The organism is Nitrospira sp., assembly GCA_005116745.1.
Lineage (GTDB): Bacteria > Nitrospirota > Nitrospiria > Nitrospirales > Nitrospiraceae > Nitrospira_D.
On record SWDS01000009.1, the window covers coordinates 218394 to 239876 of the forward strand.

General features: G+C 56.2%; 16 protein-coding genes and 2 pseudogenes. 10 read left to right on the plus strand and 8 right to left on the minus strand.

Annotated features, from left to right (window positions below; genetic code table 11):
* Positions 1–13: 13 nt before the first annotated feature.
* From E8D52_14225 to E8D52_14235, 3 genes and pseudogenes are all read left to right on the plus strand, one after another.
* Positions 14–1027, plus strand: a pseudogene (locus E8D52_14225) (IS30 family transposase).
* 490 nt (positions 1028–1517) lie between these two features.
* Positions 1518–1856, plus strand: a complete 339-nt coding sequence (locus E8D52_14230) for a nucleotidyltransferase domain-containing protein (protein TKB66841.1) — start codon at positions 1518–1520, stop codon at positions 1854–1856.
* Positions 1846–2243 (plus strand): annotated as a pseudogene (locus tag E8D52_14235) (HEPN domain-containing protein). The gene E8D52_14230 and the pseudogene E8D52_14235 overlap by 11 nt, the downstream one beginning before the upstream one ends.
* A gap of 148 nt (positions 2244–2391) precedes the next feature.
* Here E8D52_14235 and E8D52_14240 read toward each other — a convergent pair.
* Complete coding sequence (locus E8D52_14240; GenBank protein ID TKB66842.1) at positions 2392–3381, minus strand: zinc-binding alcohol dehydrogenase family protein; 990 nt, start codon at positions 3379–3381, stop codon at positions 2392–2394.
* A 22-nt stretch (positions 3382–3403) separates the two neighbouring features.
* Entirely contained in the window at positions 3404–4018 is a 615-nt protein-coding gene (locus E8D52_14245) for a polyisoprenoid-binding protein (protein TKB66843.1), read from the minus strand.
* A 168-nt stretch (positions 4019–4186) separates the two neighbouring features.
* On the opposite strand from E8D52_14245, the gene E8D52_14250 reads away from it, so the two are divergent.
* From E8D52_14250 to E8D52_14280, 7 genes are all read left to right on the plus strand, one after another.
* On the plus strand, positions 4187–5221 hold the full coding sequence (locus E8D52_14250) for an L-threonine 3-dehydrogenase (GenBank protein ID TKB66844.1): 1035 nt from the start codon (positions 4187–4189) through the stop codon (positions 5219–5221).
* Between the two features lie 98 nt (positions 5222–5319).
* Positions 5320–6510, plus strand: a complete 1191-nt coding sequence (locus E8D52_14255; protein ID TKB66845.1) for a glycine C-acetyltransferase — start codon at positions 5320–5322, stop codon at positions 6508–6510.
* An 85-nt stretch (positions 6511–6595) separates the two neighbouring features.
* Complete coding sequence (locus E8D52_14260) at positions 6596–7066, plus strand: 50S ribosomal protein L9 (protein ID TKB66846.1); 471 nt, start codon at positions 6596–6598, stop codon at positions 7064–7066.
* A gap of 21 nt (positions 7067–7087) precedes the next feature.
* Positions 7088–8350, plus strand: coding sequence for a serine hydroxymethyltransferase (locus E8D52_14265; protein ID TKB66953.1), 1263 nt, complete (start codon positions 7088–7090; stop codon positions 8348–8350).
* Between the two features lie 33 nt (positions 8351–8383).
* Positions 8384–8848: a transcriptional repressor NrdR gene (nrdR, locus tag E8D52_14270; protein TKB66847.1), complete on the plus strand. Its 465-nt coding sequence runs from the start codon at positions 8384–8386 to the stop codon at positions 8846–8848.
* 109 nt (positions 8849–8957) lie between these two features.
* A complete protein-coding gene (locus E8D52_14275; protein ID TKB66848.1) occupies positions 8958–10052 on the plus strand; it encodes a hypothetical protein in 1095 nt (364 codons plus the stop codon).
* The gene (locus E8D52_14280) at positions 10052–10723 is read left to right on the plus strand and encodes a response regulator transcription factor (GenBank protein ID TKB66849.1); all 672 of its coding nucleotides are present in this window, start codon (positions 10052–10054) and stop codon (positions 10721–10723) included. The genes E8D52_14275 and E8D52_14280 overlap by 1 nt, the downstream gene beginning before the upstream one ends.
* A 93-nt stretch (positions 10724–10816) precedes the next feature.
* On the opposite strand, the gene E8D52_14285 is transcribed toward E8D52_14280, so the two are convergent.
* From E8D52_14285 to E8D52_14310, 6 genes are all read right to left on the minus strand, one after another.
* Positions 10817–11818 (minus strand): cadherin-like beta sandwich domain-containing protein, encoded by a 1002-nt coding sequence (locus tag E8D52_14285; protein ID TKB66850.1) that lies wholly within the window; start codon positions 11816–11818, stop codon positions 10817–10819.
* Positions 11819–12143: 325 nt separating this feature from the next.
* Positions 12144–13154 (minus strand): cadherin-like beta sandwich domain-containing protein, encoded by a 1011-nt coding sequence (locus E8D52_14290; GenBank protein ID TKB66851.1) that lies wholly within the window; start codon positions 13152–13154, stop codon positions 12144–12146.
* Positions 13155–13487: 333 nt separating this feature from the next.
* Entirely contained in the window at positions 13488–15113 is a 1626-nt protein-coding gene (locus E8D52_14295; GenBank protein TKB66852.1) for a cadherin-like beta sandwich domain-containing protein, read from the minus strand.
* A gap of 242 nt (positions 15114–15355) precedes the next feature.
* Positions 15356–17950, minus strand: coding sequence for a cadherin-like beta sandwich domain-containing protein (locus tag E8D52_14300; protein ID TKB66853.1), 2595 nt, complete (start codon positions 17948–17950; stop codon positions 15356–15358).
* Positions 17951–18096: 146 nt separating this feature from the next.
* Complete coding sequence (locus E8D52_14305) at positions 18097–19782, minus strand: cadherin-like beta sandwich domain-containing protein (GenBank protein TKB66854.1); 1686 nt, start codon at positions 19780–19782, stop codon at positions 18097–18099.
* 186 nt (positions 19783–19968) lie between these two features.
* Positions 19969–21348 (minus strand): DUF4340 domain-containing protein, encoded by a 1380-nt coding sequence (locus E8D52_14310; protein TKB66855.1) that lies wholly within the window; start codon positions 21346–21348, stop codon positions 19969–19971.
* Positions 21349–21483 lie beyond the last annotated feature (135 nt).

A 21483-nucleotide genomic window follows, 5' to 3' on the forward strand; every position in this document is an offset into this window, starting at 1 on the left:
CTACGGTGTTGCCATGCCCACGAGATCCTATCGACACCTGAGTGCCGAAGAACGTGAGACCGTCAGTCTGGGGCTGGCCCAAGGCCATTCGCTGTGGGCGCTGGCGCGGTGCTTGGGTCGGTCGCCCAGCACGGTGAGTCGCGAAGTGGCGCGTCATGTGACACGGGGCCGACCGTATCGAGCATGCAGGGCACACACGATCGCCTCCGGTCGAGCCTGTCAGCCGCGGCGCCGGCGGAAACTCGTGGATCCTTGGCTGTGGCAGTAGGTGCAGAACCATCTGGCTGAGGGCTGCTCGCCAGAGCAGATTGCCGGCCGCCTCCGACGCGCGTATCCTGGCGACATGAAGAAGCACTTCTCGGCAGAAACCCTCTATGCGGCGCTGTATGTGTTGCCACGTGGCACGTTGCGGAGCGCACTGCTGGCGTCGCTGCGTCAGGCGCGCAAGGCGCGTCGGCCTCGAGTGCGCGGCACGGATCGACGTGGCCAGATCCCTAATATGACGCCGATTGCTGAACGTCCGGCCGACGTGGCGACTCGCATCGTGCCGGGCCACTGGGAAGGCGACCTGATCAAGGGGGCACGCAATGGCTCGGCCGTCGGGATTCTGGTGGAGCGAACGACCCGCTTGGTCATTCTGGCCAGAATGGAGGGGACCGATGCGAGGAGTGCCCGCGAGGGGTTCACGAAGAAACTTCGGCACGTGCCTGCGCTGCTGCGCAACACGCTGACCGATGATCGCGGGAAAGAGATGGCCGAGCATGAACGCCTGACCGAACGCCTTGCGATCCAGGTCTTCTTCGCCGATCCCTACAGCCCGTGGCAACGCGGGACCAATGAGAACACCAACGGGTTGCGGCGCCAGTACTTACCCAAGGGCACGGACCTGTCGGGGTATACCCAGCGTGAGTTGAATGCCATTGCTCATCGGTTGAATACGCGTCCCCGCAAATGTTTGGACTTCGCCACGCCCCTGGAGGTCTATGCGCACCTGCGCCATGATTCACCCGTTGCACTTGGAACTTGAAACCGCCGGTTCATTACGGTTGGTCAGTATGGTCGGGTCTTGTATTGTGCATTGTGAGAGCCGAGTCGATTCTCGATGTTACGTCCCCAAATCCAGACTGGCCAATAGGCCTGCCGCTCAGAGCAGCTGACGCATTTATGCCAGATGCAGGCTATCAGGCTTTGATAGGGGAGGCCTTCCTCGGCGGCGCGCTGTTTGAACAGCTCAAGGTCGGCGGTCGATAATAGAAGAAGAAATTAAGGACGGGCAACTTCACCGCAGCCCTCAAAAGACTCAACACCAAGGTTCGGGCTGGATATGAAGAGATTGTGCTCTTCGTGTCGAATCCGACCGACGGGCTCACTGCTCCAACCACGCCGGAGGGCGTGTCGTTCAGGGCTGTTTCCACCCTCAGCGCACACAGCGCTGGGTGACTAATCCCTCTATGTGTGGAAAAGCTTGGGAGCATTCGTTATCATGGCGATGGTTGGCTCTCTGGAGATCTCGACCGATGGCTGGTATCCTCACATTTCCACCGGTCACTGACCAACTTCTTATCGAAGTAGTCCGCCGCATTCTCACCATTGGTTCTCCTCGCAAGATCCTGTTGTTCGGCTCCCATGCCAAGGGGACCGCCCGTTCGGACAGCGATTTGGACCTGCTGATCATCGAAGAGTCCGACCTGCCGCGCTATCAGCGTTCAGGACGATATCGGCGCGTGCTCTGCGGGGTGTTTCCAGCCAAGGATATTGTGGTCTGGACTCCTCAAGAGGTGGACGAATGGCAGACCGTGCCCAATGCCTTCATCTCCACCGTGTTGGCCGAAGGCAAGCTGCTCTATGAAAGGTAGGTCGGCTCTGGCACGAGGGTGGTTCGGAAGGCCGACAGCGACCTGGCAGATGCCCGGCGGACTACTGCCAGTGAAGGTCCCTACGACACCGCCTGTTTCCACGCCCAGCAGGCTGTTGAGAAGTATTTGAAAGGTGTTCTCGCCTGGAGAGGCCTTGACATTCCCCGCACGCACGACTTGGAGGAACTTCAGCGTTTGTGCATTCAGCTTGAGCCATGGCCTGAGCTTGGGACGTGTGACCTCACGGATCTGACGGCGTACGCGGTCGAACTTCGGTATGATGCGGAATTCTGGCCGCCCCAACCAACGGCTGTCGATGCTGTCAAGTTGGCCGAGCAAGTGCGCGCCTGCGTGCTCGCTCGTATGCCGCCAGACACCCGACCGTAACTCTGACAATCAGCATTTCGCAGTCAGTTTTTACCCTGAGAGCACGCAGTGTTGCCCGAGCAGCGGGAGTGAATACTGGGACTATGCTGATCGCTTTTGGTAGGTCGACTTGTGTCTGTCGCGGAGACCTAGCTGAGGTTAGGCACGATCACATCGTCAGCACCGCGGCACCTTGAAAACTCCCCGCTTTCAATTCTTGTAGTGCGCGGTTTGCCTCTTCTAGCGGAAAACGAACTGTATGCGGTTTGATGGGAATGGCTGCGGCTTCGCGTAAGAGATCGATGCCATCCTGTCTGGTGTTGGCTGTCACGCTACGGATGACCCGCTCGCCGAAGACGTCTCGATCGTAGTCTAGCGAAGGAATTGGCGACATGTGGATGCCAGCCAGGGCGAGTGTCCCGCCTCGGTCGAGCGCTCTCAAGGCTGGAGGCACGAGTTCACCAGCTGGTGCAAAGATGATTGATCCGTGCAGCTTCTCCGGCGGCGTATCGGTTGCCCCGCCAACCCAGGCTGCTCCCAGCTGTCTTGCTAACTTCTGATGTTCTGGTTTGAGCGAACTGACATAGACCTGGCAACCCCAATGGCGTGCAATCTGGATTGCGATGTGTGCTGACGCGCCGAATCCATAGAGACCGAGGCGTTGGCCTGGCTTGATGCCGCTGAGCCGCAACGCCCGATAGCCGATAATGCCGGCACACAACAAAGGGGCGGCTTCCTCGTCAGAAAAGATTGATGGGATTGGGTAGGCAAACCTCGCTGGAACGACCGCGTACTCAGCATAGCCTCCATCGACCTGATAGCCGGTGAACGTCGCTTCTAAACAGAGGTTCTCTCGGCCGCTTGTGCAGAAGTCACACTGTCCGCAAGTTCCTTGAAGCCAGGCGATCCCAACCCGGTCTCCTTCATGGAGATCCGTGACTCCGCCGCCGGCTTGCGTCACCGTGCCGACTGCCTGATGTCCTGGAATCAATGGGAGGCTTGTGTTGGGAAGTTCTCCCTCCACCACATGGAGATCGGTGCGACAGACCCCGCAGACGTGAATGTTGACGAGAACCTGGCCTGCCTGTGGAACAGGAATCAACAGATCTTGGAGATGTAAGGGACTGTGGGAGACATCGCCCGTATGATCGAGCACCATGACTCTCATCGGACCGTACCGCTTATGAGGTTTTCTGAGCTTTGATACACTCGATATCGAGATGGATCTGTACCTCGTCTCCGACGACGAGTCCTCCGGTGTCGAGGGTCTTGTTCCACACCATCCCAAAATCCTTGCGGTTCAGTGTCCCATCGGCGCTGAAGCCGGCCCTGGTGTTTCCCCAGGGATCTTTCGCCACGCCGTTGAAGGTGACGTTCAGCGTCACGGATTTGGTGAGACCATGCAGGGTGAGATCTCCGACCACGGTATAGCTGTCTCCCTGTTTCTGATAGTTTTTCATTTTGTAGGTGATCGTCGGGAACTGGTTGACATCCAAGAAGTCGGTATTGCGCAGATGCGCGTCGCGCTTGTCTTGATTCGTGTTGATCGATTCAGCCTTGATTGTGGCCTCAATGGTCTTGAAGGTCTTCGCGTCCGCGTCCATCTCGACAAAACCCTGATAGTCCAGAAAGCGTCCCGATGTTTTGGACACCACCATATGGGCGACGCGGAACTCGATTACCGAGTGATCTGGATCGATGGTCCAGCGAGCTGTTTCGGCCTCGGCAGAGAGGGGGAGCAATCCCAACAGACCCACCATGACGATTTTCCGTATCCAATTTGTCCTGGTTTTCATATCTTCACCTTTTGGTTGCTCCCTGTTGGCCGGTGTCAACCGATTCGTTGCCTCTTGGTCGATTTCACGAGTTGAGTTGGCATCCTACCTATCGCTGGGATGTCCGTGCAACCTGTTCTTTCATTGAAACACGGGTGTCAACCGATTGAATTGGTATAGAATACGTTCATGCAGGCACTCGTCAAAGCGACTGCCGGACCGGGCCTTACCCTTACCGAGTGGGCGGACCCAACTCCGGGACCACATGACGCGGTGGTGAAGGTGGCCGCGACCTCGTTATGTGGAACCGACGCCCATATCTACCGTTGGGACGAATGGGCACAACAGCGGATTCATCCGCCACGGATCATCGGACATGAATTATGTGGCCATGTCGTGGAGGTTGGTCGCGAGGTGTCTTTGGTCAAGGTTGGTGATTACGTCGCAGCCGAATCACACCTCACGTGTGGTCGTTGCTTTCAGTGTCGCACCGGACAGGCGCATGTGTGCAAGAATTACAAGATTCTCGGGATCGATCGGGATGGGTCGTACGCCCAGTATGTTGCATTGCCTGAAGGGGTCTTGTGGCACACGGCTTCGGACATTCCTCCGGAGTTAGCCTGTGTGCAGGAGCCGCTTGGGAATGCAGTCGATGCTGCGCTTGCTGAAGATCTCACCGGCCATACGGTGTTGATCACGGGGTGTGGCCCGACCGGTTTATTTGCCGCAGCCGTCGCGCGAACAGCTGGTGCTGCCACCATTATCGCGTCCGATGTCAGCGACTATCGGCTTGGTTTGGCGAAGCAGGTGGGGGTGGATCATGTCCTCAACGCGAGGACCGAGTCATCGGAGCAGGTGGCAGCGGCCATCCTTGAGATGACGGATGGGGAGGGAGTCGATGCCTCGTTGGAGATGTCGGGAGATCCTACGGCGTTACATCAAGCCTTTCGTGCGGTGAAGAACGGCGGTCGAGTCACCTTGTTCGGCATCCCGACCGGTCCCGTGTGCTTCGATCTGCCGAACGAAATGATTTTTAAGGGGATCCGCGTCTATGGGATCACCGGCCGTCGCCTGTTCAGCACATGGTACCGGCTGGCAGGACTCTTTAAGGCGGGTCTCGATATTCGGCCAGTTGTGACCCATTCGTTTCCTTTGAAAGAGTTTGCGACCGGGTTTGAGTTGATTCAGTCGGGTCAGTGCGGAAAAGTAGTCTTGATTCCATGAGCGAAGCATGCGCTGATTTGTTGATCTAATGATCTGTTGAGTTTTCGGAAATTTATCAGACCGACAGATCAACAGATTCCAAACCACATCCTTTCAAGATGGCTTACGACTCACTCAAGCAGGTTCTCAGTGCCCAACTCGCCGACATCCGCGCCAAAGGCCTCTACAAGTCCGAGCGTCGCATTCTTGGTCCGCAAGGCTCGGACCTCCTGGTGTCGCAAGGTACCGTTCTGAACCTCTGTGCAAATAATTATCTCGGGCTTGCGAATCATCCGGCCATTGTGCAGGCGGCTCAAAATGGGCTGAAAACCCATGGCTATGGTATGGCTTCCGTGCGGTTTATTTGTGGTACGCAGGATTTGCACAAGCAGCTGGAACAGGCCGTCAGCGACTTTCTCGGTACCGAGGACACCATCCTCTACAGCTCCTGCTTCGATGCGAACGGGGGACTATTTGAAGTGTTGGTGGGTGAGAACGATGCTGTCATCAGCGACGCCTTGAACCATGCCAGCCTGATCGACGGCATCAGACTCTGCAAGGCCAAACGATTTCGCTACGCCCATTCCGACATGGCAGACCTCGAAGCGCGACTTCAGGAAGCGGGTGGATGCCGCGTGCGGCTGATCGTCACCGATGGGGTGTTCTCGATGGATGGCGATCTGGCCAAGCTGGACCAGATCGTGGAGCTGGCGGAACGGTATGATGCGGCAGTGGTGGTTGATGATAGCCATGCCACAGGGGTTCTTGGTCCGAAGGGCAGGGGGACACCGGCTCATTTTGGTGTAGCAGGGAAAGTCGACATTGTCACCAGCACATTGGGAAAAACGCTCGGTGGCGCGACCGGCGGGTTTACATCCGGCAAGGCCGAGGTGATCGAGTTGCTGCGTCAGCGATCACGACCCTACCTATTCTCGAACTCGCTTCCTCCGCCCATCGTAGCCGGTGCATTGTGCGCGCTCGATCTCGTAAAACAGGGTGACCATCTCAGAGAGGCGCTTCAGGCTCACGCCGTCTACTTCAGAAGCGAGCTGACCACGCTCGGCTTTCGGCTTATCCCGGGTGAACATCCCATCATTCCGGTGATGTTGGGCGACGCCTCGCTTGCGACCTCCATGGCGGAGGCCCTACTGAAAGAAGGGGTTTATGCCGTTGGATTCAGTTATCCCGTGGTGCCACTAGGGCAGGCGAGGATTCGGACTCAAATGTCGGCAGCCCATACAAGGACTCAGTTGCAACAAGCCGTAGCGGCGTTTGCGAAGGTGGGTCGTGCGCTCGGCGTGATCCAGTAACCTGCCTTGATTCAACTTCTCAGAATTGACATTTCACAATCAGGTCAGTATCCTCGGCTACTTTATCTAGTGAAGGAGTACGGGTATGAAAGTCATTCTTCAAGAGACCCTGGAAGGGGTAGGGCATCTCGGCGATCTCATTAACGTCGCCGATGGGTTTGCGAGAAACTATCTGTTACCGCGCCGGAAGGCCGTTGAGGCGGATGGTCGGAGCATCAAGGCTTTCGAGCATGCCAAGCGAGTGGCAGCCGAGAAGGCCAAGAAGGAAACGCTGGAAATTGAATCCTACGCCAAGAAGGTGTCGGCTGTTGAGCTGACGATCGAAGCGCAGGTCGGCAAAGACGACAAGATGTTCGGCTCTGTCACGACCAAAGACATCGCAGAAGGATTGGCGGCGCAAGGTGTCACGGTGGATCGGCGAAAGATTCAATTGGCGCAACCGATCAAGGAACTTGGGACGGTGGCCGTGCCCATCAAGATGCCTAGAGATGTGGTGGCGACGGTGAAGGTCCACGTGGTGAAGAAGCAAGAGGCAGAAGAACCTTCCGCTTCATGATGAAGGGGTGATGACAGCATGATGCAGGACGCGATCGGCTCACTGGATGCACTGAAAGCGGTAGATCCCGATGTCTATGCCGCGATTGAGTCGGAAGCGGTCCGGCAACGTGAAAAGTTGCTCTTGATTGCCTCGGAGAATTTTGCCAGCCCGGCGGTGCTTGCCGCCCAGGGGTCGTTGCTCACCAATAAATATGCCGAAGGCTATTCGGGTAAGCGGTATTACGGCGGCTGTCAGCATGCTGATGCGGTCGAAGACTTGGCCATTCAGCGGTGCAAGCAGATTTTTGGTGCCGAACACGTCAATGTCCAGCCGCATTCTGGGTCACAGGCCAACATGGCGGCCTATCTGTCGGTCTTAAAACCGGGCGATACGATTCTCGGGATGGATCTGGCTCAGGGCGGCCATTTGACGCATGGCAGCAAGGTCAATTTCTCCGGCATCCTCTTCCGCGTGTTTTCCTATGGCGTTGATCGCCAGACGGAACGGATTGACTACGATGCCGTGCAGAAGGTGGCAGAGGAATGCCGTCCGCGGATGATCGTAGTCGGGGCCAGCGCGTATGCCCGCATACTTGATTTTCCTCGATTCCAGCAGATCGCCAAGTCAGTCGGCGCGTATCTCTTGGTCGATATCGCGCATATTGCTGGGCTTATCGCAGCGGGTCTTCACCCGAACCCTGTTCTCTATGCGGACTTCGTGACCACGACGACCCATAAAACTCTGCGTGGCCCGCGTGGGGGTGTGACGATGTGCAAAGCCGAGTACGCCAAGGGAGTCGACAAGCTGGTGTTTCCTGGATTACAAGGCGGACCGCTCATGCACGTGATCGCGGCAAAAGCTGTGGCGTTTCAAGAGGCCCTCTCTCCAGGGTTCAAGCGCTATCAGCAACAAGTGTTGGCCAATGCGAAAGCCTTGGCGCAGGGATTGGTCGAGCGCGGATATAAGATCGTCTCCGGTGGGACCGATACCCATCTGATGCTCCTCAACTTATCGAATAAAGGTATTACGGGGAAAGATGCCGATGCGGCGCTCGATGCTGCGGGGATTATCGTCAACAAGAACGCTGTGCCGTACGATGAAAAACCACCGGCCGTGGCCAGTGGAATTCGCCTTGGAGCGCCAATCGTGTCCACGCGCGGCATGCGCGAGCCCGAGATGAAGCAGATCGTGGGGTTAGTCGACCGCGTGCTGCAACATCGGCAAGAGCCAGTCGTGCTGGAGGAAGTACGGGCTGAGGCGAAGGCGTTGAACAGTCGGTTTCCCTTCATCTATCAATACTAACCAGCCACGAGCAAGAGGGCAGGGTCGCCACCGGTGAAATGTCCGTTCTGCGATGAACTCGAAGACAAGGTGGTCGATTCTCGTATGGCCAAGGAAGGCGAGGTCATCCGCCGCCGCCGCGAGTGCCTTGGGTGTAAACGCCGCTATACCACCTACGAGCGAGTTGAAGAAATACTCCCGGTCGTGGTGAAGAAGGACGGTCGCCGCGAGTCGTTTGACCGCAACAAGATTCTCGTCGGACTGAAAAAGGCCTGTGAAAAGCGGCCGATCAGTATCGGCACCATTGAGGCCGTCACCGACCGGATAGAAAAACGGATTCAGGAGATGGGCGAGACGGAGATTCAAAGTCGGGTTGTCGGTGAGGAAGTCATGAAGGAGTTACATCAGCTGGATCAGGTCGCCTATGTCCGGTTTGCGTCCGTGTATCGAGAGTTCAAGGGCATCGACCAATTTATGGACGAGTTACAAACGCTTGCTCAGCACCGGCATGAGAGTTAAGACGTAACGTCTGGATCCCTCAGCCTCTCTCCCAGCCTCGTTCAGGTTCTCCGATTCGATCGGTGTTCGTCGTGCATTCGGACAAGCCCAGTGCAGGAAGTGCCTCTTGATGAAGAAGCCCCTCTCTCAGCGTGCTCGGCGAAACCCGCCAACCTCCGGGGCGACGAACGTCGCCATTATCGGCGCCGGTCGTGGAGGGGCCGCGCTGATGGAGATCTTTGCAAACGATCCCCTCGTGCGGATTGTCGGTGTGGCGGAGCTTGATCCAAAAGCCCCAGGGCTAGAACTGGCGCAACAGTTCGGAATCCCGATCACGCACGACTATCGGCAGCTCCTCGCGATGGAGCGTGTCGATCTGATCATCGATGTGTCGGGTGATGCAGAGGTCAGGAGGTTTCTTGAGGATTTCCATCGAATGGGTGTCACTATCATCGGCGGCGCCAGTGCAAAATTCATGTGGGAGCTGATCGGCGCTCGTATTCGCGCGACGGCGGAGATCGAGAAGACGCTGAACAAATATCAATCCTTGTATCGGTTGTATGTGAAAGAGACTGGGGCGGCAGTGACGGAGGAGCGGACCAGAATCGCTTGCGAGATCCACGACGGCTTCGTGCAGAGTTTGGCGGGGGTGAATTTCAAGCTGGATCTGTGCCAGGAACTCATCCGGAAGAAATCACGGGCTAGTTTGGCCACCATCAAGGAGAGCAAGGCTCAGCTGAAGTTGGCCATCCAGGAAGCCCGCCAAGTGATTTTCAACCTGCGTCCCCTGCACTACGACAAGATGGAATTGATTCCGGCCCTGACGAATTATTTCAAGTCGTATCAGCTTCAGACCCACATCACCACGAATTTTTCCGTGAGCGGAGATGAGCAGATTCTCTTCCCACGGACGAAGATCTTTCTCTTTCGCATTATTCAGGAGGCTTTAAGCAACGTACAAAAACATGCACGGGCTGATCGAGTCTCGATCAAGCTGGACATCGAGATGGAGCTGTTGCACGTCACCATTGCCGACAATGGAATCGGATTCGATCTGGAGGCCGTGCTGCGCGACCCTGAAAAGTGGGATCATTTCGGAATCAAGGGCATCTTAGAACGAGCTCGACTGGTGGGAGGAGAGGGGCTCGTCCAATCGAAGCCGGGGAAGGGCACGAAAATCATCGTCAAGGTGCCGCTGGGGCATCGAGAGGAGAGGGAGGAGTAATGGAGAAAATCAAGGTGCTGATTGCCGACGATCACCGAGTGGTTCGGGAAGGCTTGGCAGCCATTCTGAAGACCAAAGAGGACATTCACGTCATCGGCGAAGCACAAGACGGTGCAGAGGCCGTCGAAAAAGCCCGCGCCTTGCTTCCGGATGTGATCCTGATGGATGTCAGCATGCCACGGATGGGAGGCGTCGAGGCCACCAGACAAGTCAAACGTGAGTTCCCGCACATCGGCATCGTGGCGTTGACCATGTACGAAGAACAACAGTACATCTTCGATCTTGTCCGTGCGGGCGCGACAGGCTATCTCTTGAAAGACTCTGAATCGTCACAAATCGTGGCGGCCATTCGAGCGATCTCTCGAGGCGAATCGCTGATCCATCCGTCTGTTGCTAGTAAAATCTTGGCGGAGTTTTCATTAATGGCCCAAAAGAAGGGGAAAAAGCCATCCTGGGCTGAGCATGATCTGACGGAGCGGGAGATTACGGTGTTACGATTGGTGGCCGACGGGAAAACCAACAAGGAGATCGCCAATACCCTTGATCTGAGCGAAAAGACGGTCAAGAATCACGTCCGGAACATCTTCCATAAACTACAAGTCTATGACCGCACGCAAGCGGCCATCACCGCCATCCGCAAGGGCCTGATCGAGCTGGATCCGAAGCGGTAGGATTGAGGTCCTGGTAGGAAGGTTTCTAAACCGCACATCCTCCTTTAAGAGGCCCTCACTCGGATTTAAATAGAATTGCTTGCAGTGGCATGCTCAGCGCGCATCTCTAAAGACGTTGATCGTGTATGGTCTTGTACCCACTCCATCCTGTGCAATCACGGTAATCGTGAACAAGGTCGTGGTTCCCAAGCCGAGTGCACTGCTCACGCTTCCGGTTAAGACTCCTGCCGACGCGATCACGGACCCAGCTGCGGACATCACCGCATTCAGATCAGACTTGGTCGCCGTCACCGTCAGGCTGTCGACGCTGGCGGGGACAGTGACCGTATAGTTCAGTGTGCCGGCAGCAAATCCTGGATTCAGGGTGCCTGCAGTCACCGTCAAGGCCGACAGTGCGGCATTGCTCGAAGGCAGCGGTCGTTTCACGGTGACTGTGTAGGTCTTTTCAGCGCCACTGGGTGTTTGCACGAGGATGGTAATGAGCGTGTTCGACCCTGGGGGCGCCAGCGGTGAAATCTCGCGTGGTTGACCGGAGCTGATTCCTTGTCCATTGATCATCAAGCTGGCATTTGAATCCTGAACCGTCGCAGTGACGGTGAGACTGGAGGCATCGGTTGCCACGTCCACGGTGTAGTTCAGCGTGCCCGGTGAAACCCCTGGGGTTAAACTACCTGAGGACACAGTCAGGTTCGACAAGATATTGTTGTCCCGGTGCACCGTGATGACGTAGGGGCTTTGACTTCCGCTCTGCTCAGTGAGGGTGATGATGATGAGTGTGTCCAATCCTGGATTATTGAGGGGCTTTGAAAGACTTCGGGTCGGGGTCCCATCGATCGTGATGTTGGTGCTGCTATTTTCTGGTGTGGCTGTTACCGTCACGCTTGCGACGGTTGGCGGTACATGGAGCGTATAGGTGGTGATCGCGCTTGAAAAAGCCGGTTGGAGTCCTGGTTCAGAGACTGACAAGCTAGAGAGCCTGACCTGTGGTCCTTCCGAGATCGACCCCGCATCTTTGCAGCCGGAGGCACTGAGGACGGCGGTCAGGGAAAGAATACTGGCCAAACATTGTCCCATGACGGTGACTGTACGGTGCATATGATATCGGTCACTTTCTTAAGTAAGAGGAACAAGCCTATGGATTGGGTGAACCCAAACGGTAGATGTCGCGACTACGAGAGGGTTCAAAATCGGCCTGTCAGGATTTTCATGAGGCCGAGCAGCTGTTCATTCTATAGCCGATCCAATCAGTCGGGTCAACAGATCAGATCAGAGATATGAAGATTGTGAATGGTGCGAGAGAGGCGGTTGACGAACAGCCTTGTCTCGCGGGTCTCTCACTCACTGCGGAGACAAATTGCTTTGATGTGTGCGTGAGAGAAAAAGTCTTGTGCTCGCTCAGGTTTGAAGCGCGGGCTACGGTCTACCGGCGAGCGCGGATGATAGTGATGGTGTAGGGCGTTGAACTCACACCGTCTTGTGCCGTAACGGTAATGTCCGCGTCGGTGCGTTTCCCACTCAGTGGGACGGATACTTGTCCTGTCTGTGTCCCTGCCGCGGCGATCACTGATCCAAACGCGAACATCATCGCATTTGGATCAGACTTCGTTGCGGAGATGATCACACTGTCCACATTATTAGCCACATCAACTTGGTAGTCCAAGATTCCCGATGCAAAATCTGGATCGAGGGAACCTGAGCTCACAGTCAAGCCAGATAGAGCATCGTCGCTCGAAGGGGCCGCTCGTACGACGGTGACGGTATAGGTCCTTGAGGTTCCATTCGGCGCAGTGACGACGATCGACACAACCTTCGTTGTTCCTGGGCCGTTGAGTATGATTGTCGCTCGTCCTTCGTTTGGCACATCACCCGATATCACGGCATTTGCATCAGACTTGGTTGCGGAGACGGTCACTTCGGTAACAACGGTGGCGACGTTCACACGGTAGTTCTGAGTTCCTGCAGAAAAAGGAGGAGATAAGGTACCTGGCGACAGGGTCAAACTCCTAAGAGTGTTATCCCCGCCAAGGGTGATCGCTCTCAGGGTCATCGTGTATATCTTGGCTCTTCCATCTGGGGACGTGACGGTCAGTGAGATATCTTTGGTCGATCCAGGGCCAGGGGGTGAAATCGTTGTTTGTCCGGTGGCTTGCCCTGCTGGGGCAGTGATCGCACCAGACAACACGTCATTCGCATCAGACTTCGTTGCCGAGAGGGTGAGGTCAGGAGTGGCACTGGGTAGGTCAACAATGTACCCGGTCGTTTCACTAGCGAACGGAGGTTGGAGCGATGCGCTGGAGACTGAGAGGCCGGCGAGTTGAGGGCCTGGATCAATCGATCCTGTATCTTGACAGCCATACAGACCCAAGCCCATGGCTCCGGCGAAAAGAGTGATGGCCACATGTCGTATTGGGATGAGGTAGAAGCGTTGCATGATGGACCCAATCACTTTCTTGTGCTGCGTAGACTGTTGGGTCCAGCCGCCTGTGTGAACCAGAAGGGTAGAGGCAGATATTACGAAAGGGTTCCTGAATAGATCTATCCCTACTTGCGTATGGAGAAGTAGGGCGCGTGCAGGGTGGCCTCTAACTGGCGGAGGTCAACGGATGGATCGAAAGATTAGGAAGGGTAGCAATGGTGCGAGAGGGAATACCCGTCGGTGATGGAGAGCTATTCCTATGCCGGTTCTCCTTGCCGTCGTCGGCCTGTTCGTTCACCGGATTTCACAACCCCCTGGGAAAAACCATGAGGGTAACTCGCATGATGTCTAGCGAGAATCTCTGAAGACGTTGATCGTGTACGGTCTTGTAGTCACTCCATCCTGTGCGGTCACGGTAATCGTGAACAGGGTCGTGGTTCCTAAGCCGAGTGCACTGCTCACGCTTCCGGTTGCAACGCCTGGTGGGGCGATCACGGACCCTGATGCGGATGCCACTGCATTCGGATCAGACTTGGTCGCCGTTACCGTTAGGCTGTCGACGCTGGCCTGGACGTTGACCGTATAATTCAGTGTCCCGGCGGCAAAGCTGGGATTCAAGGTGCCTGCGCTCACCGTCAAAGCCGAGAGCGCGGCATCGCTTGATGGCAGCGGTCGTTTTACGGTGACCGTGTAGGTCTTTTCAGTTCCACTGGGTGCTCGCACGAGGATGGTGATGAGCGTGTCCGATCCTGGGGGCGCCAGCGGAGAAATCTTGCGTGGTTGACCGGAGCTGATTCCTTGTCCATCAATCATCAAGCTGGCATTTGAATCCTGAACCGTTGCGGTGATGGTGAGACTGGAGACACCGGTGGCTACGTCTACGGTGTAGGGCAGCTGGTCCTGAGCAAAGGCAGGAGCCAGGGTGCCTGGTGTCACGCTGAGAGTTTTCAAGTTGTTATCAGCCGAAAGCGCTGCTCGGTTCATAGTGATGACGTACGGCTGCCGACTGCCATTCTGTGCTATCACGAGAACTTCTATGTCTGTGGGCAAGCCAGGATCTTGAAGGTCGATGGTACGTGCCTGACCTGAATTGGCAACTTGTCCATTCACCTGTAGAGTTGAGCTTGATTCCTGTGGAGTTGCGGTCACCACCACGCGGTCAGTGCCGCTGCCGACATTGACCGTATATCTCGTGGTGTTCGCCGTAAAGGAAGGGTCCAGCGTACCCGGCGACACGGTCAGCTTCCCAAGATTGAAATTTCCTCCGAGGGCGGCTCGCACCACAGTCACAAGGTACGACTTTAGACTCCCATTCGGGGCTGTCACGACAATGGTAATGTCCTTACTCGATCCAGGATCTCCAAGGTCGATGGCACGGGCTTGCCCAGAAATAGTGCCCTGGCCATCCACGTCGAGCGCCGCTGTTGGGTCCTGAAGAGTTGCGGTGACGCTGACTCGAGCCGTGCCGCTGCCGACCTGTGCCGTATACTTTGTTGTGCCAGCCCTAAACGCAGGGTTGAGGGGGCCCGGCGACAGGGATAAACTTCGGAGATCGGTATTGCTTGAGGCCGGTCTGGTTACAATGACCACATACGTGGTCTGCGCTCCGCTTTGGTCCGTGATGCGGATAAAGATGCTCTTCGTCGAGGGGGCCGAATCTAACGTGACTGAGATCCCCTGGGCAGTGCCGGCCGGCTGCCCATCGATCGTCATCGAGGCAGTGCTACTTTCAGGGGTGGCTCTTACTATGACACTGCTATCGGTCGTCGATATCGTGGCTCGGTAATCCGTGACGTTGGAGGAAAAAGCCGGTTGAAGGGCTCCAGGAGGGGTGACCGCTAAGCTAGAGAGTCTTACGGGTGGCCCTTCCGAGACTGTGGCGGAATCGCCACACCCATACGTGCCCAAACCAAGTGCGATAAAAACAATGGCGGCTAGGTATTGCACGGCAATGGTGAACGGACGTCCCATCATGCGGCGGTCACTTTCCCTTAATACGTGAAGTGATGAGCCTGTGTACTCTGGCGAACCCAAACGCTAAGGCGGAAACGACGGGAGGGTTCGAGTGTCTACTGAGGCGAAGCAGGAGTGACAGATATAGCCAATCCGACCGGTGAGGTCAAGACGTCAAATTGGGCGAGTAAAACTGGTGCGTCGGAGTTAGTTGCTGCCGAAACAGTCGCGCTGTCGGTGTGGCCAACACCGTGCCCCAGGGGCTATGGCCCAGGGGCTACGGTGTCGATGGTCACAGTCAAGGACGCACTCTGGGGAGATTCAAGGCCCCCTGCATTAGTCACGGTACTGGTAATTGTGTGTACCCCGTCACTCAATGCTGCTGTCGGTGTGAGGGTATTGGCGCCCGAGTCAAATCCTTGCTTGGCTATGCTCCCATCAACATAGAGGGTTGGGGTTTCTCCTGCTGCTGGCTGGGCCACGGTGAAGCTCGGCGCTGTGACGTTAGTGACGTTGTCATCCTTACTAGTGCCCGGGGCACACACAGCAGGATCAGGAATACCAGGTTCACAGGAGTCATCCTCTGGTATCAGGTCCGGTGCACTTGTCGGTGCTGGTGGTGAAGCGGGCGCTGGTTGGTTGACGGTAATGGAGTACGTCTTATCATTGCTGTTTGGCGCAATCACACGAACGTCTATTTCGGTTTGGGATGGGCCAGTTGGGAGAGAGATGGAACGGGAGCTCCCCCCTTGTCCATTGATCGTCACGCTTGCGCTTGAATCCTGGGGAGTGGCGGTCACAGTGATATTGGTATCGCTGCTGCCGACGTTGTTTACGGCATAGTCAGTCCTAGTCCTGGTTGCGCTAAACGGGGGACTCAGGGTGCCCGGTGATACGGTCAATGCCGACAGATTGTTGTTTCCACCAAGGGCGGCACGCTCGACAGTGACGGCATAGGGTTTCTGGCTGCTATTGGGTGCGGTCACTACGATATTGATCAAGGTATTCAATCCTGCTCCATTCAACGTAATGGAACGGCCCTGACCAGACGTAGCGGGTGTCCCATTCACGGTGATCGTTGCATTAGGATCCTGCCGCGTAGGCGTGACCGTTATGCTGGATACACTGCTCCCCACCTCCACCGTATAGCTCAGATCGTTTGCATTGAAGGTAGCGTCCAAGGAACCTGGTGATACGGTTAGCGCCGACAGATTGTTATTCCCACCAAGGGCGGCACGATTGATACCCACTGTGTAAGTTCTCTGAGTGCCGTTCTGTGCCGTCACAATAATAATGACGGAGGTGTTCGAACCCGCTGGACCCAATTGAATGGTTTGAGCTTGTCCGGAGGTGGAGGGTTGTCCATTGACGGTCATGCTGGCAGTGCCATCCTGCACCCTGGGCGTGACTGTCACGCTGGTCACGGTGCTCGCCACATTCACCGTATAGCTCGTTCTGTTCGCGCTAAAAGTCGGGTTCAAGGTCCCCGGTGAAACGGTCAAGCTCTGCAGAGTATTGTTACTGGAGACTCCACGACTCACAGTAATCAAATAGCTTTTCGCATTTCCGTTCTGTGCCGTTACGACGATGGGGACGTTAGTGTCTTGACCTGCAGGGTTGAGGGATACTGTGCGGGACTGCCCTGAGCCGATGGCTTGCCCATTCACCGTCATTGTGGCAGTGGAATCGTCGGGAGTAGGAGTTACATTGATGGTTCCGACGTTGTTGGCCACATCGACTGTATAGGTTAGTAGGCCCTCATCGAATGAGGGGGTCAGGGTCCCGGGCGACACAGTTAAGATCCTGAGGTTGTTGTTTCCATTACGGGCGGCACGGTTGATACCCACTGTGTAGGTTTTCTGGGTGCCGTTCTGTGCTGTCACAGTAATAATGATAGGTGTGTTCGAACCCTCTGCACCCAACTGAATAGTTCGAGCTTGGCCGGAGTTGGTGCCTTGCCCATTCACGGTCATTGTTGCAGCAGGATCTTGCACCCTGGGCGTGACGGTGATGTTGACCACGGTGCTCGCCACATTCACTGTATAGCCCGTCCGGCTCGCAAGAAAGGCGCGGTCCAGGGTGCCTGGTGATACAGTCAAACCCTGCAAGTTATTATTACCGGATACTCCACGACTCACCGTTACCTGGTATGTTTTCGGGGTTCCGTTCTGCGCGGTCACAACAATCGGGATGTTAGTGGGTTGGCCTGCAGGATTGAGAGTTACCGTACGGGCCTGCCCGGAGTTGGTGGCTTGTCCATTCACCGTCATCGTCGCGGCTGGATCGGAAAGCGTGGGGGTCACTCTGATACTTCCGACAGTATTGGCAACGTCGACTGAATAGTTGAGATCGTTCGCAGTGAATTCGGAATCCAGGGTCCCGGGCGACACGCTCAGGTCTTGTAACGAGTTGTTCCCAGTTAAGCCAGCTCTCACGAAAAGGACAGTGTAGGTTCTCGAATTCGTGCCTGTCTCTGACACGACGATGTTCACGGGAGTTGTTATCCCCGCCGCGCCCAGCGGAATCACGCTGCTGGTCGTGGCCTGTCCGTTGATCGTCACGCTGTCGCCAGCCACAGCAGGCTGAGCGGTTATGGTCGCGCTCGTGATGTTGTTGGAAATATCAACAGTGTATTGGGTGGTTCCCCCGCTGAAAGCTGGTTGGAGCGTGCCGGGGTCGACCGTCAGGCTCGCAAGTTCCACCACGGGGTTTACCGTCGCTGAGTCGCCACAGCCATAGGCGATCACACCGATCACAAGGAGAAACGCGGCAGCGAGATACTGTCTCACGACGGTCAAGGTACGCATGGCGATGTAGTCTCTTTCTCCAGAGGCGTGATGTGGCAGGTCCATTAGCATGAACCTCAATATAAATGGGTTGGATAATACGAAACTGCTAAAGGTTGGTCTACCCCTACTTTGGTATAGGGGAAATAGGACACGTCCTTATGGACCATCCTCGGATCATGATGGAGCGAAGCGGTCTAGGCGGATTTGAAGCGTCGCTAGAAGAATGCGCGAGTGATCGTCACAGAGTATATCTTTGAGTCTCCATTCGGAGCCGTGACAGTGATCGATACTGTTCTGGGAAACAGTGGTATGAGTAGAAAGGTCTCTTGACCTATTGGAACCCCGGTCCCGGCTGTTAGGTCACCTGACATCACGGCATTCGAGTCGGATTTTGTGGCCGAGACGGTCACGCTGTCGACACTGAATGGAACATCCAGTGTGTAGATCGTGGTATTGGCAGCAAAGTCAGGAACCAAGGGGGCTCCTGTCACAGTCAATGCCGCCAGGTTGGCGTCGCTCGATGGCGCCGCTCGGTTTACTGTGACGGTATATGTTTGAAAGGTTCCACTTGGTGCAGTGACGGTGATCGATATCGAGGTGGGTGTTCCTGCTCCGTTCAGAGAAATGGTTGCTTGACCGGTCCCTTGCCCTGCTCCAGGATCTGCGATCGACCCGGACAGAACAGCATTTGGATCCGATTTGGTTGCCGTGACAGTCACTTCCGTGACGTCGGTGGCTACGTTTACCGTGTAGGGTAAGTTGTTCGCATTAAAATCTGGAGCCAACGGTTGCACCACGGCATTCGCTGTTACCGTCAAGGCCGACAGATTATTGTTGCTCGATGCGGCGCGATTTACGGTGATGGTGTAGGGTTTAGAGGCTCCACTGGGTGCAGTGACGGTGATCGATACCACCTTGCTTGTCCCTGGCCCATCGAGCGGGATGGTCGCTTGGCCTGTGGCAATTCCAGTTCCGGCTGTGACGTCACCGGACATCACGGCATTTGCATCGGCCTTGGTTGCCGAAACATCAACGCTGGTGACAGTGGTTTCCACATTTACCGTGTAGCTCAGTGTATTCGCAGCAAAGGTGGGGTCTAGGGTACCCGGCGTTACGCTCAAGGCCGACAGATTATTGTTGCTCGAAGGCGCCGCTCGGTTCACCGTGATACGGTAGGTGTTTGCGCTGCCATTCGGAGCGGTTACGGTGATTGTCACAGGGGTGGAGGTCCCTGGCACGCCAAGTGCATTGGTGGCTTGTCCTGTCGCGACTCCTGCCCCTGCAGTTAGCGAGCCAGTCATCATGGCATTCGAGTCTGATTTAGTTGCGGAGACGGTCATGCTGGTGACGGTGGTTGCCACGTTCACCGTGTAATCCAAGGTGCTCGATGTAAAGGTGGGAGTCAAGGAGCCTGGTGTCACCGTTAAGGCGGACAGATTGTTGTCGCTCGATAGGAGTCTCGTAACCGTGACGGTATAGGTGGTCTCAAGTCCAGTCTGTGTTTCCACCACAATGAGGATGGTCGTGGTCGATCCCGGAGAGCCGAGCGCGACAGATCGTCCCTGCCCCGCAGCGGTTACAATCCCATTGATCGTGACCGTGGCCGTATTGTCTTTGGGGACGGCGGTCACGGTGACGCTGGTCGCGGATGTCGGCGCATTGACCGCGTAGTTCGTGGTATTGGCCAAAAACCCAGGTTGGAGGGTTCCAGGGGTGACCGTCAGGTTGGACAAGGGTGCTGCGACGTCTTCCGATACCGACGCCGTGTCTGCGCAGCCGTAGGCACTTAAGCCGATGACAAGGAACAGGGCAGTGACGAGCCATTGTCCTGGGGATATGAAGTTCTGTTTCATAGAACGCCGATCACTTTCTTGTGATGGAGGAGTGACGGACTGGTTCATGCTTATACAGCCTGACTGTAGGTGCTGATACTACGAGAGAGGTCGTATTCGGTCGAGCCCTACATAGGTAAGGGTTTGCCGTCATTGTGAGGCGAAGAGGCTAGCTGCTGAACCTATGATTGCATGGCGGTGGCATTGCCATTGTCGGTCGGCGCGCGTGTGTAGGATATGCTTCGCGTTGAGCGGTCAGTGCCCGGATTGTGAAGCGCCCTGCGATTTGGCGAGGAGCTCGGCCTTGGAGGGGATCTGTGTGAGGAGATCCGGGCGTACCTGAAAGACTCCTTGCAGACGTTGGCCGGTGGCATAGAGGAGATTGCCTGCCTTGTTGCCGAGAGTCAGTTTCCCTGTGGTCTGGCCGTCCTTGCCCGTCACCACAAATTCTGCGGCGGGCGCAAGTAGCCCGTAAGGGGCCAGTGGTGCGGATTGTTTCATGACGCGTTCTTCTGCGGGAAGATTCGCGACCCGGCTGACAAAGAGATCTGCCGCTTCTTGGCTAATCTTCTCGGTGGGCTGATCTTCGAGCAGCCATTCGCCAGTTTGGTTGATCAAGACATACTGATGTTCTCTCGTCTTCACCGACAACACGGCGATGTCGGTGGAGTCGAGGCCGAGCAGCCGTTTGTCCTGGAGCGTGAAGAGTTCTTTCGTGAGATCTCTGATCAGTATAGGGTTGATGCGATAGAGCGGGCCGTCGGCGGTGGTCTCCGCGATGGCTTCTCCGCTCTGGGGGTCCGGTTGATACAGCCGGACGGACTGATCACCGGCTGCCGTATGCAGCGTGATTTTTAGCTTGGGGGTCGTCAGAGTCTTGGCCACGCTGTCTCGTTCAGGACCTGGATCGATGATGCCGAGTGCTTTCAGATCTTCCAACCGAAACATCAAGGAGCGGACTTCGTTCTGGTCGGCTTCGGCTTCGATGGGATAGCGGATCTTCCACGACGGCTTCGGCTTATCCTTGGCCATGTTGTAGAGCACGACTTCGGTGGTGGCATAGGTCAAGCGGACCCGTTCGATATCATTCTGGACAAACCGCAAGAGCTCTTTTCGACGGAATGCCATCAACGACTTATTGATGAAGTCCTTCGGCGCCAGGTTGGTCAGTAACACGCTCCGGTCCGATGCCCGAAGCACATAGAGGGTATTGGACAGCGGACCACTGTCGCCGATTGAAATTGTCTCGTGTTGTGTCCCGGCCATGACGGTGAGGGTGGTCACCGGCTGTTCAAGCCCGAAGGCCGCCAACTGTGTCGCCTGCTCCTCGACCATTCTGGTGACGGTTCCTGTCACGAGCGCTCGAATCAGCGCCTGCACTTCGCGATGATCGGCATCTGCTTGAAGCGGAGCCACAATCGACCATTTACCAGGTTCTGCCAGCTTTAATTCGATAGGCCCCTGCGCGGTGGTGATCCTGAGTCCGGTGATGGCGGTTTCGGGGAAGGGCAGGACTTGTTTCTGTGCACGGTCCTGTTTTTCTTCTCGCTGCTGGGCGGGAAACTCCACGAGATAGAGATAGCCTCCGAGGCCAGCCAGCGCGAGGAACATGAGTAGAGTCGGCCAGTAGCGCATATCAGGATGGTGAAAATTGCCGCCAGCTGCGTTCTCGCATCGTTCAGACCCTCAACGTACTCCAGAGAGTACGCCTCGGCCCTTCACTCGCTGCGGCCTTGCTGGACAGCCATTTTGACCATCCTGCAGAAGATA